Here is a 13,127-nt window from a genome sequence, read left to right as displayed (position 1 = left end):
CTGCAGGAACGTAACACCGTTGCAATGTTTTGCGTAAGGTCTTGCAACAAGGAATCAGGGCGGATAGAACCATGAGCCATGTCCTCCCTCACCCGCCGGGCCGGCCGGCACCTGGCCGCCGCACTGGCCCTGACCGTCGGCGCGGCGGCCCTGCTCGTCTCGTCCCCGCAAGCGCCCGCCCAGGCGGCCCCGGCCGGCCCGGACCAGGCCCTGGCGCAGTGGATCGACCGCGACACCGTGGTCTGGAAGGGCGCCGAACACGCCGACGCGCAGCTGGAGTTCGGGGTGGGGGAGGGGGCTCCGGCCAGACATCGCATCCGGCTGACGCCCGGGTCGCTCAGCCCGGCCGAGCGCGCCGCCTATCCGCATCTGACGGGGTATCCGGCCTTCACCGTCGACCCCCGCGACCAGGACCTGGCCCGTACCGCGCTGCGCGGACGGCTCGTCGCCACCCAGCGCACGGCGGACGGGCGGGACACCACGACCGGCGTACAGATACCCGGCGCCCTGGACGACCTCTACGGCGCCCGCGCCCAAAAGGCCACGCTGGGACCGGTGTTCCACCACGGGCGCCCCACCCTCTCCGTCTGGGCGCCCACCGCCCGCACCGTCTCCCTCGAACTCGACGGCCGCACGGTCCCGATGCGACGCGACGACAGCAGCGGCGTCTGGCGTGCCCAGGGCCAGCGCGACTGGGTCGGCAAGCCCTACCGCTACCTCGTCACCGTCTGGGCGCCCACCGTCGGCAAGACCGTCACCAACAAGGTCACCGACCCCTACTCCACCGCGCTGACCGCCGATTCGGGCCGCAGCCTCGTCGTCGACCTCGGTGACCCGAAGCTCGCCCCCAAGGGCTGGGCGGCGCTGCGCAAGCCCGCCGCGGTGCCGCTGCGCCGGGCCCGCATCCAGGAGCTGCACCTGCGCGACTTCTCCGTCGAGGACCGCACCTCCCGCCACCCCGGCCAGTACCTCGCCTTCGCCGACGCGCGGTCGGACGGCATGCGCCATCTGACGTCCCTCGCCGCGGCCGGCACCTCCTACGTCCACCTGTTGCCGGTCTTCGACGGTGCGACCGTCCCGGAGAAGCGCGCCGACCAGGACCGGCCCGGCTGCGACCTGACCGCGTACGCCCCCGACTCCGATCGCCAGCAGGAGTGCACCTCCCAGTCCGCCGCCCGCGACGCCTACAACTGGGGCTACGACCCCCTGCACTACACCGTCCCCGAAGGGTCCTACGCCTCGGACCCGGAGGGCGCGGCCCGCACCGTCGAGTTCCGCCGCATGGTGCAGGGGCTGAACGGCGCCGGACTGCGCACCGTCATGGACGTCGTCTACAACCACACCGCCGCGAGCGGCCAGGACCCGCACTCCGTCCTGGACCGCATCGTCCCCGGCTACTACCAGCGGCTGCTCGACGACGGCGGCGTGGCCACCTCCACCTGCTGCTCCGGCACCGCACCGGAGCACACCATGATGGGCAAGCTCGTGGTCGACTCCGTCGTCACCTGGGCCCGGCAGTACAAGATCGACGGCTTCCGCTTCGACCTCATGGGCCACCACCCCAAGGCCAACATCCTCGCCGTACGCAAGGCCCTGGACGCGCTGACCCCGGCGAAGGACGGCGTCGACGGCAAGCGGATCATCCTCTACGGCGAGGGCTGGAACTTCGGCGAGGCCGCGAACGACGCCCGGTTCGTCCAGGCCACGCAGCGGAACATGGCCGGCACCGGCATCGCCACCTTCAGCGACCGGGCCCGCGACGCGGTGCGCGGCGGCGGCCCCTTCGACGCCGACCCCCGGGTCCAGGGCTTCGCCACCGGCCTGTACACCGACCCCAACTCCTCGCCGGACAACGGAGATTCAGCTGCCCAGCGGGCCCGTCTCCTGCACTACCAGGACCTCATCAAGGTCGGCCTCACCGGCAACCTCGCCGACTACACCCTCACCGACACCACCGGCCGCCGCGTCAAGGGCTCCCAGATCGACTACAACGGCGCCCCGGCCGGCTACGCGGCCGCCCCGGACGACGCTCTCGCCTACACCGACGCGCACGACAACGAGACCCTCTACGACGCACTGGCCTACAAACTTCCGCAAGGAACCAGCGCCGCCGACCGCTCCCGCCTGCAAGTCCTTGCACTGGCCACCGCAGCCCTTTCGCAAGGCCCTGCACTCTCCCAGGCCGGTTCGGACCTCCTGCGCTCCAAGTCCCTGGACCGCAACTCCTTCAACAGCGGCGACTGGTTCAACGCCCTGCACTGGAACTGCGCCGACGGCAACGGCTTCGGCCGCGGACTGCCCCCGGCCGCCGACAACAAGGACAAGTGGCCCTACGCCAAGCCCCTGCTGGCCGATCCCGCGCTCCGCCCCGGCTGCGCCGAGATCACCGGCGCCTCCGCGGCCTACCGCGACCTGCTCCGCATCCACGCCACCGAACCGGCCTTCGGCCTGCCCACCACGGCGGCGGTCCAGCAGGCACTGTCCTTCCCGCTCTCGGGTAAGGACGAGACCCCCGGCGTCATCACCATGCGCCTCGCCGACCTGGTGATCGTCTTCAACGCCACCCCCCACCAGCAGCACCAGACCGTCCCCACCCTCGCCGGCCGGCCCTACGCCCTCCACCCCGTCCAGGCCCACGGCGCGGACCGCACCACCGCCACCGCCTCCTACGCCCCCGCCTCCGGCACCTTCACCGTGCCCGCACGCACCGTCGCGGTCTTCCGCGGCACGCAGGGCTAGGGGGTGTCCGCAGCCGGCCCGGCGAAAACAGATCGCGGTACGACGGCCGAGGCACCACGATGGGCGTCGACATAAAGGGCGATCAGGGGGTGTCGGCGCGTGCCGGGCAGCGCACAGGGATTCGTGTACGACGAGCTGGGAGACGGATCCGTGGTGGTACGGCACCACGGACGGCGGGCAGCGGTGTTGCGGGGCGGCCGGGCCGAGCAGTTCCTACGGGAAGTGACCTCCGGCGACGCCCAGTTGGTGATGGCCCGATGGACGGGCAACTACCGACGAGGCAACGAACGCGCGGCGCGTCAGCACCCGAGGAACGCCCGGTAACAGCGCCGGGCGGCTCGGCTCAGCCGGCCAGCCGCTTCTCCAGGAGGGTGACACCGTAGGGACTGCCGCCGTTGTTGTCCTCCTTGAACGGCTGCTCCCCGACCACCGTGTACCCCGCGGCCTCGTAGTACGTACGCAGCCGCGGATTGGACGAGACGCAGTCCAGCCGCGCCCACCGCCGCCCCGCCTCCGCGATCCGCCGCTCACCGTGCGCCAGCATCGCCCGCCCGGTCCCGGCCGGCGCCCGTCCGCGGTCCACCATCAGCCGGTGCACATAGCCCGCCTCCGGCGGCTGCGGCCCCCACGCGGGCTCGTCGTTCCACCACAGCTCGAAGGCGCCCGCTATCCCCCCACCGGCCTCCGCGAGCCAGACCTCGCCGTCCGCCATCCGCCGCCGGAAGTGCGCCTCGTCCTTCCCGCCGGGCTTCCACTGGTCGATCCCCGACGCCTGCATCCAGCGAGCGGCGGAGTCGTACAGCGCGACCAGGGCGGCCAGATCGGCACCGGCGCGGGCAAGTCGAAACGTGATCTCGTTCATGAGCCGGATTCTCCCAACCGGTTCGCTGCGCTTGGCTTGCCTCCCACGTTTTTGGCTTTCCCGCCGTGGTGGTTTGTCGCCGTTGCGCCTGCGGCCCCTCCGCTGCGCTTTGCTGCGGCCGAACTGTCTGGCTTTCGCGCCGTGTCGCCTGCGGCGGGCGGTTGTTTGTCGGCTGCGGTGACAGCCCTACGGACTTCGTCCTACGGTCTGTCCCCTCCCGTGAGTGGATGGTGAACAGGCCGGTGGGGGCGGGCCCCGTCCGTCGGCTACCGGCACACGAACGCTGACGTTCAGGCCCACCGGTCTCCTTCCCCCACCCACGGGAGGGGGCGGACCGCAGGACGGAGTCCGGAGGGGCGCACCCGCTGCCGTAAACGCCCCGCGCAGCGGCACCCAGCCCGCCGCAGGCGCAACGGCGGGAAAGCCAACAACGTGGGAAGCAGCAAAGCGCAGCGAAGGGGCGGGAAAGCCGACAACGTGGGAGCTCAGCTAAGCGCAGCGGACGGCGCGGGAAGCGCCATAAGTCGACCCACCAGATCCGCGAACATCCCGTCCGCCGGTTCGTCGGCCAGCATTCGGCGCACGACCTGCGCCATCCGCTCGTCGTAGGCCGCGCTCACCGCCGCCAGCGCCGCGAAATCGTGGACGAGCTGCCGCTCCAGCTCGGTCCGTGGGATGCCGCGCCGGTCCAGCCACAGCAGCGCGGTGGTCTCGGCCAGCGAGATCCACGAGCGTACGACCAACTCCAGCCGCGGGGTGGGGTCGGGGACGTCCAGATGGGCGACTATCTGCTCGTACGCGGCCTGCCGCACCCCGTCTATCATCGCGTTCGCCCGGGTCGAGCCGACCGCCGGACCGCCGCGCATCAGCGCCGAGAAGCCGGGGCCGTGCACCTCGACGAAGTCGAAGAAACGCTCCATCACGCGCAACAGGCGGGTACCGAGCGGGCCTTCGTGCGGCTCGACGAACCGGGACGTCAGCTCCTCGGCGGCCCGCCGCAGCGCGGCCTCGTACAGCTGCCGCTTGCCGGGGAAGTAGTGGTAGACCAGCGGCCGCGAGATGCCGGCCGCCTCGGCGATCTCGTCGATCGAGACGTCCTCGGGGGAACGGTGGCTGAACAGATCGAGGGCGACCGCGATCAGCTGATCACGCCGCTCCTCGACGCCCATCCTGCGTCGTGCCCCGGTCGTCATGCGGACCAGCCTAACCATCCGGAGCGCGGCACGGAATCGCGCGAGGACGCGAAGTCGTCACAGGTCGAGCACCAGGCCTCCGCCCCGGGCGCGCGAGACGCAGATGAGCAGCGAGTCCGCGCGCTCGGCGTCGGTCAGCAGCTCGTCGCGGTGGTCGACCTCACCGGACAGCACCCGCTGTTGGCAGGTGCCGCAGAAGCCCTGCTCGCACGAGTACGGGAGGTCGGGCAGCGCCTGGTCGCGGATCGCCCGCAGCGCGCTGGTGTCCGCGGCGACCGTGACCGTGCGGCCGGTGCGGCGCAGTTCCACCTCGAACGGCGCGTTCTGGCCGGACGGCGCGTCGGCGACCGGGGCGAACCGCTCGGTGTGCAGCGTCAGTCCCTCCGACACGGTCGGCAGCAGCGCCTCGACCGCGGCCATCAGCGGCTCGGGCCCGCAGCAGTAGACGGCCGCGTGCGGCGGCGCACCGGCGAGCACCGCCGCCAGGTCCGGCCGCCCGTCCTCGTCCTCGGCGACCACCGTCACCCGGTCGGCGCCGGCCCCCGCCAGCTTCTCGATCTCCGCCAGGAACGGCATCGAGGCCCGCGACCGCCCGCCGTACACCAGCTGCCAGGGCACCCCCTCGCGCTCGGCCTGCCGGACCATCGGCAGGATCGGCGTGATGCCGATGCCGCCCGCGATGAAGACATAGGCATGGCTGTCGTGGAGCGGGAAGCGGTTGCGCGGCCCGCGCGCCTGCACCACCGTCCCCTCGTGCAGCGCCTCGTGCACCTCGCGCGAGCCGCCCCGGCCGTCCTCGATCAGCCGGGTGGCGATGGTGTACGCATCGGGCGTCGCGGGGTCCCCGCACAGCGAGTACTGGCGTACCGCCCCCGACGGCAGCACCAGGTCCAGATGCGCCCCGGGCTCCCACGCCGGCAGCTGCGCGCCCGCCAGCCGTAGCCGTACGACCCCCTCGGCCTCCGTGGTCCGCTCCACCACGGTCAGTTGCCGTACGCCCGAGCCCTGGGTGGCGCCGTCGCGGCCCCTGCCCGAGACGGGCTCCTCCAGCGCGGGCATCGGCCACAGCGGCGACGCCTTGACCCGCCGGCGCAGCGTCCTCCGGGCGACCAGCAGCGCCGCACCGGCCATCACGAACGTCCGCATACGGGGCATCTCAGGCACCTCCGGCGGTGCGGGCCTCGGCCGCGGTCGCGGCGGGGGAGCCGGCGAGGTAGGCGACGGCCTGTGTGGTGCTGCCGTGCTGTGAGGGGTGGTAGGTGCGGCTGAGGTACTGCGGTATGGAGCGCGCCATGGCTCCCGCGGTCGGCAGCACGCCCTGCCGGCCGGCGCGGAAGAACTCCCGGAAGCTGGCCCTGCCGTCGACCAGCGAGGGGTCGTTCTCCATGAAGAAGCGGGTACCGCGCTGCCACAGGAACACCAGCGCGGTGAACGCCGTGGCCCAGGTGCGGACCCGCCGCCGGTAGCCGCCGTCCAGGTGCATGAAGAGGTCGAACGCCACCGACCGGTGCTCGACCTCCTCCGCGCCGTGCCAGCGCAGCAGGTCGAGCATCGTCGGATCGGCGCCCCTGGCGTCCAGCGCCTCGGCGTTGAGCACCCAGTCGCCCAGGAACGCGGTGTAGTGCTCGATGGCGGCGATCGTCGCGACCCGCTCCAGCAGCCACCACTTGCGGGCCCGGCCCGGCGGCAGGGTCCGGTCGCCGAGCAGCTTCTCGAAGAGCCAGTCCACCTGCGCCGTGTACGGGGTCGGGTCCAGCCCCCGCTCCTTCAGATGCGGCAGCACCTCGTCGTGGGCCTGTGCGTGCATGGCCTCCTGCCCGATGAAGCCGATGACGTCCGTGCGCAGTCGCTCGTCGCGGATGTAGGGCAGGACCTGTTTGTAGACCCGCACGAACCAGCGCTCGCCGGCCGGCAGCAGCAGATGCAGCACGTTGATCGTGTGGGTGCTGGCCGGATCGCCGGGTATCCAGTGCAGCGGGGTGTCGGCCCAGTCGAAGGCGACGTTGCGGGGCTTCAGCGGGATGTGCTCGGACGCGACCGCCTGGGGCCGCAGCGAGGCCGTATTAGACATGGCGTCAATGTACTGACGGGTAAGGAATGCCGGTACCCCTCGGACGGCGAAAGCTCGACCAATTTCCCGGCGGACGCGGGCGCACCCGCCGGGACCGTCAGCCCAGCGCCCCGATCTTCCTGCCGTTCACCAGCCGGCCCGCCAGCTCCGCCCGGTCGCCCTCCTTCGCGGGCAGCGACAGCAGCCGGCCGGGCGCCTGACCCCGCACCTTGCCGGTCACACTGATCGACGCGACCTGTTCGCTGCCCGCCGCCAGCAGCCACCGCCGGCCGTCCGCGCCCTTCCACAGCACCCCGGCCAGGGCGCGGGGCGCCCGCGGACCGCAGGCCGTACCGCCCTCGGCGCGGGCCGCCACCACGCCCGGTGCGTACGGCCGGCCGGTCGGCGCCGGAGTCTGGATCTGGGCCGTCGTCCGGCTGCCCGGGCCGCGCCAGGTCTCGGCGCGGGTGCACAGCCAGGCCGCTTCGCCCGCACCACCGGGGAGCGGCTGCCGGGCGAACTCCCAGGAGTTCACCGCACGGACGCCCTGGCCGCGGACCGCGGCCAGCTGGCAGGCCGTCCTGGCCCAGGCCGTCCTGGCCTGCGGGGCGGCCACCTCGCCCGGCTTGCGCGGGGTGCCGTACGTCAGCCGGGCCGGGGCCAGCTCGCCGAGATCGGTCAGGAGCCGGCCGCCCATGCGTAGCGCCGGCCAGGTCGTGCACGTCTCGGTGGGCCGCGGCGCGGGCACGGGCGCGGTCACCCCGTGGGCGTCGATGCGGGTGGCCTCGCCCGCCGCGTCCGGCTTCAGCAGATCGACCAGCCGGGCCCGCTGCACCCAAGGGGCCGTCAGATAGCGGACATTTCCCTCGGTGCGGTTGACCACCAGCGCGCTCGCCGAGTCGACCGCCGCGCCGTCCGTACGGGCGAAGTCCAGCGCCGCGCCCGTGCCCTCGGACTGCCCCTCGCCGTCCGCCGACTCCGCGTAGCGCACCACACGCAGCCCGTCGTGGAAGAGCACCACCACCGCGTGGTCCACCACCCCGGCGAACAGCAGCTGGGCGGGTCCCGCGGCCGGGCCGGCCGGGGTGCCGGGCGTCGCCGAGACCGGTACCCCGGCTCCCGGCCTGGCCCATACGGCCAGTGCGCGGCGCAGCAGCGCCTTGTCGTGCACGCGGTCACCACGGGCCGGCCAGGCGGCGAAGTCCTGGCGGGCGGCGGTCCGCCAGGCGGACGCCGCGGCCACGGTCAACTTGCCGGGGTCCAGGGCGGCTTCGGCCGCGGCGCTTCGCGCGTACTCCGGGGCGGCGGCGCCGTCCGGGCCCCAGCCGTCGCCCGGCAGCCCCAGCAGCGCCCCGCACACCAGCACCGCAGCGCCCGCCGCCAGCACCGCGCGGCCGTGCTGCCGCCGCCGGATCAGATCCGTCGGCCGGGCCTGCAGCGCGCACGCGTCGAACTCCGGTGACTCCAGCAGCGACCGGTCCCGGCTGCCGGCCGGCGTCTCGGCCTCCTCCGCCTCGTCCAGCGCGTCCCGCGGGTCCGCGACCCCGGCGGCCTCCAGCACCCGGCGCGCCTCGGGCGCGCTCAGCCGCTCCAGATCCCGCAGCACGAACGCCGCCCGGCCCGGCCCGGACAGCGCCGACAGCGCCTGGTCCAGGGCGAGTTCGTCCGCGCCGCCGGAACGGGGGAACAGGCTCAGGCCCCAGACCTGGGGGAGCAGCGGCGGCGGGGTGGGCAGGCGGCGGGCGCGCCCGGCGGCGATCGCGGCGCGCAGGACCCGCAGTCGTACGAAGGCGTAGCCGGGGTCGATCGCCGCCTCCGTGCCGGCCCGCTGGGTGGGCAGGCCGAGGCCGCGGGTGGAGGCGCGCTGGCGCGGCAGGGCGCGCTGGACCACGCCGTGCGCGGCCAGCACCCGTCGGCTGCGGCTCCGGCCGGGCGGCAGGACGAGGTAGGCCAGCCGGACCAGCCGGGGGTAGTGCTCGACCAGCGCCGCCTCGGCCTGCTCGACGTCGATGACATCACCGAGGTCGGCGAGGCCGCTGGGGTCGGAGCGGTCCGGACGGGGGGAGGGCGCCTGCAGCTGCTGCTTCACGTTCGGTGAAACGAGTGAATCCTGCGATGGTCACCGGTGTGACCGGGCGCCCGGACGGTCGCCGAGCGGGCGCCCGACATGGCCGCGGCCACCGCGGTGGACCGACCGCGGTGGCCGCATGACTGCCGTACCGGCCGCCGCTACTGCTGCAGGTCGAACTCGCCGTCCCGCGCGCCGAGTACGAAGGCCCGCCACTCCGCCTCGGTGTAGCGCAGTACCACATCGGGGTCCATGGAGTTGCGCATGGCCACCGCACCGCGCTCCAGGAAGGCGATCTCCACCGCCTCTTCGGCGCTGTCCGGCGGGCGCTGCCAGGTGGCGTCGGTGATGTCGAGGGCGTAGAGCCACTCCTTCTCAGCTGCGGCACTCATACCGTGTTCCCCTCGCTCGTGGACCGTTGCGGTCAGCGTACGCAATGGTCAGGTGAGCTTCCAGCGGCGGAACTCGGCCGTACCGCGTTCCCCGGAGGCGGAGTTGGCGGCGCACTGGTGCAGTCCGGTGTCCTGGCGCGGGGCCGCTCCGGGGACGGCGACGGTGGCGATCTCACGCCAGGTCGCACCGCCGTCGGGGGAACAGGACCCGGTGTACGTACCGTACGTACCCGGGCGCGGGCCGTCGTCGGCGCCGCGCCGCAGCCGCAGCAGCACGGGTGTGGTGACGCCGGCCAGTCGCCGGTAGGTGTCCAGGGTGCCGTCGCCGTCGGCGTCGTAGGACAGCACCACGCCGTTGCCGGGGGTCACCGAGAGGTTGAGGAAGCCGCGCCCGTCCGGCGAGCCCGGGGCGGGTGTGGGGGCGAGGCGGTTGCGGACGATCAGGCCGGCGCGGGCCCAGGGGCCGATCGCGCCCTGCCCCGTCACCTCGACCGTCACCAACCCGCCGGCGGCCAGCGCACCCGGCCGGAAGACCGCGCCGAACTCGGCGGTGGCCTTCCACAGGTCCGCGCCCGCGCCGTCGATCGCGAAGCGGTCGTCCAACTGGCCGAAGACCGCGGCGTTCGTCGTCACCGTCTCCAGGTCGGCATCGAGCGGTCCGGCGACGAAGAGCGCGCCGTGCCGCTCGGCCCGCACCCGCGGCTCGCCCCGGGGGCCGTACGCGACGCTCAGGCCGTACGGCAGCGGCCGCAGCGGGGCGGTCGGCGGACCGGCCGGGGCGGTGACCCGCCAGCGGGCCCGGCCGGTGCCGCCGGGCGGGATCGACGGCAGGGACACCGGGCCCGAGGCGGTGGCGTCGAGACCGTCCAGTGCGAAGTCGACCCGGCCGGTCGCCCGCAGCCCGTTGACGTTGCGCAGCGCCGCGGTGACCGTGGCACGGCCGCCCGGCGGCAGCGCGGAGGGGGCGGCGGTGAGCGTGACCGTGCCCTGGTAGGGGGCCTTGGCCAGGATGTCGTGGACCCGGCGCGCGGTGCGGTGGGCATCGGCGGTGGGGCGCAGCGGATAGCTCTTGCGCTCGCGGGTCCAGGGCTCCTCGACGGCGTACCAGTCGAAGGTCCTGGGCGGCCGGTCCGCGGCCAGCGCGTCCGCCAGCTCGTCCAAGTACGCCTGCCACTGCGGGAGATGGACATCGGCGATCAGGCCGTGCCAGTCGCGGTTGGCGTAGTGGGCGAGCCTGCCGCCGTCGGCAGTGGGCCGGTCCGCCCAGGTGGTGATCAGCGCGCGGGCGCTGTGTACCAGCTGCGCCGCCTCCTCCTCGTCGGACGCCATCGCCTCGGCATCCGCCAGCCAGGGCCCGAGCAGGAACCGCCGGTGCGCGCCGGCGACCTCCTCGCTCAGCCGCATCAGCCGCAGCCACAGCCCGGACAGCGCGCCGAAGGCCGCCAGGTCCTTGCGCCGGTAGGCGTCCTGGAGCTGCCCGATCAGCTGCCAGGACCGGTTGGCCAGGGCCTGGCGGGCCGCGTCGGTCAGGTCGTGGCGGTAGGCGTCGCTGCCGCGCAGCGCGGGGCGGACGCGCAGCAGCGCGGCGAACGCGGCGTCGAACGCGGCCGGATCGAAGGCGGGGGAGTGGGTGGCGTACGTGGTGCCGGAGCGGGCGGCCAGGCTGGGCCGGGCGGCGAAGATCGAGTCGTGCGGCCGGCCGTCCTGGCTGGCGATCTCGTACGCGCTGGTGCGCAGCGCGGCGAACGCGGCGCGGGCCCGGTCGTCGCGGGCGCCGTAGCGCAGGTCGGCATAGCCGTCGAACCAGGCCGCCCGGTCCACCGGGCGCTCCCGCCAGGCCAGTTCGCTGAACAGCTCGAAGGCCGCCGGATCGCGCTCGGCGGCCTCCGGCATGTACGCGGTGCCGACGAGCCTGCTGCCCGGCTTGTCACGCCAGGCGGTGAAGCGCTCCGCCCAGATGTGCGTCTTCGCGCCGAGGGTGGTGCGGCCGCCGAAGTTGGGGATGGAGCCGAAGGCGTAGGGCACTCCGCCCCAGTCCCGCTCGCGGTCGGTGACGCTGTCCAGGTCGCTGAGGCCGTCCACGATCAGCATCCGGTCGTGGTCGACGGCGTCCAGCAGGTCCCGCCGCGGGTTGTCCTGCCAGCCCAGGATCACCCAGGTGGCCTCCGGGCGAGCGGTGCGCAGGGCCTTCTCGACGGCGCGCGCGGCGTCCGCCACCGGTACGTCCCCGGGGTCGCCGCCCTCGTGCAGCAGATCCATCTTGAAGTGGTCGGCCGGGCCCAGGAGTTGCTCCTGGTGGCGGTAGAAGGCGGCGGCCACCGCGGCGAAGACCGGGCTGCGCGGGTCGAGCCAGTCGGGTCGGGCGAGGCCCGACCAGGTGCCCTGCGGCACGGTGCGGGCGCCGGGATTCCGATCGGCGAAACCGCCGGGGACGGTGCCGAAGTAGCCGGGCAGCACCGGACGCATGCCCAGCTCACGCAGCCGGTCGCAGATCCGTCTCCCCAACGCGGCTCTCCTGCCCAGGAGCCGGTGGCTCACCGGTCCGCCGTAGCCGCTCATGTTCTGCAGCAGCCACCACGGCTGGTGGGAGGGCGCCGGCAGCCAGCCGCGGGCCTCGACGTCGGAGTAGCCGAAGTCGGTCAGCAGCCGGTGGTAGACGGCCTCGGCACCAGGGGTGACCAGCACCTCGTTCACCCCGTGCAGCGCCAGCACGTCGATCAGCCGCTCCCAGCGCGGCCAGTCCGCGTACGGGGCGGTGTAGCCGTCGTGGGTGTCGTTGAGCGCGAAGCGGTGCGGCAGCGAGGTGGCACGCTCGACGGGGGCGTCCGGGGCGGGCAGCACATCCGGCAGCTCCAGCTGGTCCCCGGCCCAGGACAGATGGGCCCGGCAGGTGTATTTGAGATACCAGTTGACGCCGGTCAGCAGCACCGCGGGCGTCGTCCCGGCGACGGTGATCCGGCCCGCCCGCCCGGTCACCCGGAAGCGGTCGGTGCCGCGATCGGTGCCGCGATCGGTGCCGCCGTCGGCGACGAGCGGCACCGGCTCGAACTGGTCGGCGTGGCCGGGCAGCAGACGCGCCAGTGCGGCCCGCACCGGCGCGACGTCGTAGGCGGCCGCCGGTGCCCGCCTGGCGCCCCGCCCTGGCCCAGCCCACCCCGGCGCGGCCGCTCCGAGCACCGCCCCCGCGCCGATTGCCCCGGCGGTCCCCAGCAGTGCGCGTCGTGATGGTGACGGTCGGCTCACGTGTCCCCCACGGTTCGGTGGTTTCCGCTGCGCTTGGCTTGCCTACCACGTTGTCGGCTGCGCCTTGCTGCTTCCCACGTTTTTGGCTTTCCCGCCGTGGTGGTTTGTCGCCCGTCCGCTGCGCTTTGCTGCGGCCCACGTTGTTGGCTTTCGCGCCGTGGCGCCTGCGGCGGGCTGGTTGCCGCTGCGCGGGGCGTTTTCGGCAGCGGGTGCGGCCCTCCGGACTCCGTCCTGCGGTCCGCCCCCTCCCGTGAGTGGGGGGAGAGAAGACCGGTGGGCCTGAACGTCGGCGTTCGTGTCCCGGTAGTCGACGGATCAGGTGTGCCCCCACCGACCTGTCTTCCCACCCACCCACGGGAGGGGACAGACCGTAGGACGGAGTCCGTAGGGCTGTCACCGCACCCGACAACACCACGCCCGCCGCAGGCGCAACGGCGAGAAAGCCAGACAAGTCGGCCGCAGCAAAGCGCAGCGGAGGGGCCCGCCGCCAGGCGCAACGGCGAACAACCCCCACGGCGGGCCAGCCGACAACGTGGGAAGCAGGCAAAACGCAGTGTTACGCGGAGGCTCACCCCCTAGC

9 protein-coding genes are annotated in these 13,127 nt (G+C 73.8%); 2 read left to right on the top strand and 7 right to left on the bottom strand.

Going from position 1 to position 13,127, the window contains the following annotated elements; translation table 11 throughout:
• Window positions 1-78: 78 nt before the first annotated feature.
• Both pulA and ACZ5XZ_RS21560 read left to right on the top strand, forming a co-directional pair.
• Window positions 79-2,739 (top strand): pullulanase-type alpha-1,6-glucosidase, encoded by a 2,661-nt coding sequence (gene pulA / locus ACZ5XZ_RS21565; protein ID WP_468980350.1) that lies wholly within the window; start codon window positions 79-81, stop codon window positions 2,737-2,739.
• A gap of 99 nt (window positions 2,740-2,838) precedes the next feature.
• The gene (locus ACZ5XZ_RS21560) at window positions 2,839-3,063 is read left to right on the top strand and encodes a hypothetical protein (protein WP_468980348.1); all 225 of its coding nucleotides are present in this window, start codon (window positions 2,839-2,841) and stop codon (window positions 3,061-3,063) included.
• Between the two features lie 19 nt (window positions 3,064-3,082).
• On the opposite strand, the gene ACZ5XZ_RS21555 is transcribed toward ACZ5XZ_RS21560, so the two are convergent.
• The 7 genes from ACZ5XZ_RS21555 to ACZ5XZ_RS21525 form a co-directional block, all read right to left on the bottom strand.
• A complete protein-coding gene (locus ACZ5XZ_RS21555) occupies window positions 3,083-3,601 on the bottom strand; it encodes a GNAT family N-acetyltransferase (protein WP_468980346.1) in 519 nt (172 codons plus the stop codon).
• A gap of 485 nt (window positions 3,602-4,086) precedes the next feature.
• The gene (locus ACZ5XZ_RS21550) at window positions 4,087-4,794 is read right to left on the bottom strand and encodes a TetR/AcrR family transcriptional regulator (RefSeq protein ID WP_468980343.1); all 708 of its coding nucleotides are present in this window, start codon (window positions 4,792-4,794) and stop codon (window positions 4,087-4,089) included.
• A gap of 57 nt (window positions 4,795-4,851) precedes the next feature.
• On the bottom strand, window positions 4,852-5,949 hold the full coding sequence (locus tag ACZ5XZ_RS21545) for a PDR/VanB family oxidoreductase (protein WP_468980340.1): 1,098 nt from the start codon (window positions 5,947-5,949) through the stop codon (window positions 4,852-4,854).
• Between the two features lies 1 nt (window position 5,950).
• Window positions 5,951-6,865 carry a metal-dependent hydrolase gene (locus ACZ5XZ_RS21540; protein ID WP_468980338.1) on the bottom strand — a complete coding sequence of 305 codons (915 nt, stop codon included), beginning with the start codon at window positions 6,863-6,865 and terminating at the stop codon, window positions 5,951-5,953.
• Window positions 6,866-6,962: 97 nt separating this feature from the next.
• Complete coding sequence (locus ACZ5XZ_RS21535; protein WP_468980337.1) at window positions 6,963-8,933, bottom strand: hypothetical protein; 1,971 nt, start codon at window positions 8,931-8,933, stop codon at window positions 6,963-6,965.
• Window positions 8,934-9,073: 140 nt separating this feature from the next.
• Window positions 9,074-9,304, bottom strand: coding sequence for a DUF397 domain-containing protein (locus ACZ5XZ_RS21530; RefSeq protein ID WP_468980334.1), 231 nt, complete (start codon window positions 9,302-9,304; stop codon window positions 9,074-9,076).
• A gap of 48 nt (window positions 9,305-9,352) precedes the next feature.
• Complete coding sequence (locus ACZ5XZ_RS21525) at window positions 9,353-12,517, bottom strand: alpha-N-acetylglucosaminidase (protein WP_468980544.1); 3,165 nt, start codon at window positions 12,515-12,517, stop codon at window positions 9,353-9,355.
• Between the last annotated feature and the right edge of the window lie 610 nt (window positions 12,518-13,127).

Source organism: Streptomyces sp. NPDC033270, assembly GCF_055576575.1.
Note: the sequence above shows the minus strand (reverse complement) of the source record. Positions and strands in the feature narration are given on the sequence as shown.

Coding starts and splice junctions, on each gene's coding strand:
- pulA (WP_468980350.1), top strand. CDS start 79: ATGTCCTCCCTCACCCGCCGGGCCGGCCGGCACCTGGCCGCCGCACTG.
- ACZ5XZ_RS21555 (WP_468980346.1), bottom strand. CDS start 3,601: ATGAACGAGATCACGTTTCGACTTGCCCGCGCCGGTGCCGATCTGGCC.
- ACZ5XZ_RS21550 (WP_468980343.1), bottom strand. CDS start 4,794: ATGACGACCGGGGCACGACGCAGGATGGGCGTCGAGGAGCGGCGTGAT.
- ACZ5XZ_RS21545 (WP_468980340.1), bottom strand. CDS start 5,949: ATGCCCCGTATGCGGACGTTCGTGATGGCCGGTGCGGCGCTGCTGGTC.
- ACZ5XZ_RS21540 (WP_468980338.1), bottom strand. CDS start 6,865: ATGTCTAATACGGCCTCGCTGCGGCCCCAGGCGGTCGCGTCCGAGCAC.
- ACZ5XZ_RS21530 (WP_468980334.1), bottom strand. CDS start 9,304: ATGAGTGCCGCAGCTGAGAAGGAGTGGCTCTACGCCCTCGACATCACC.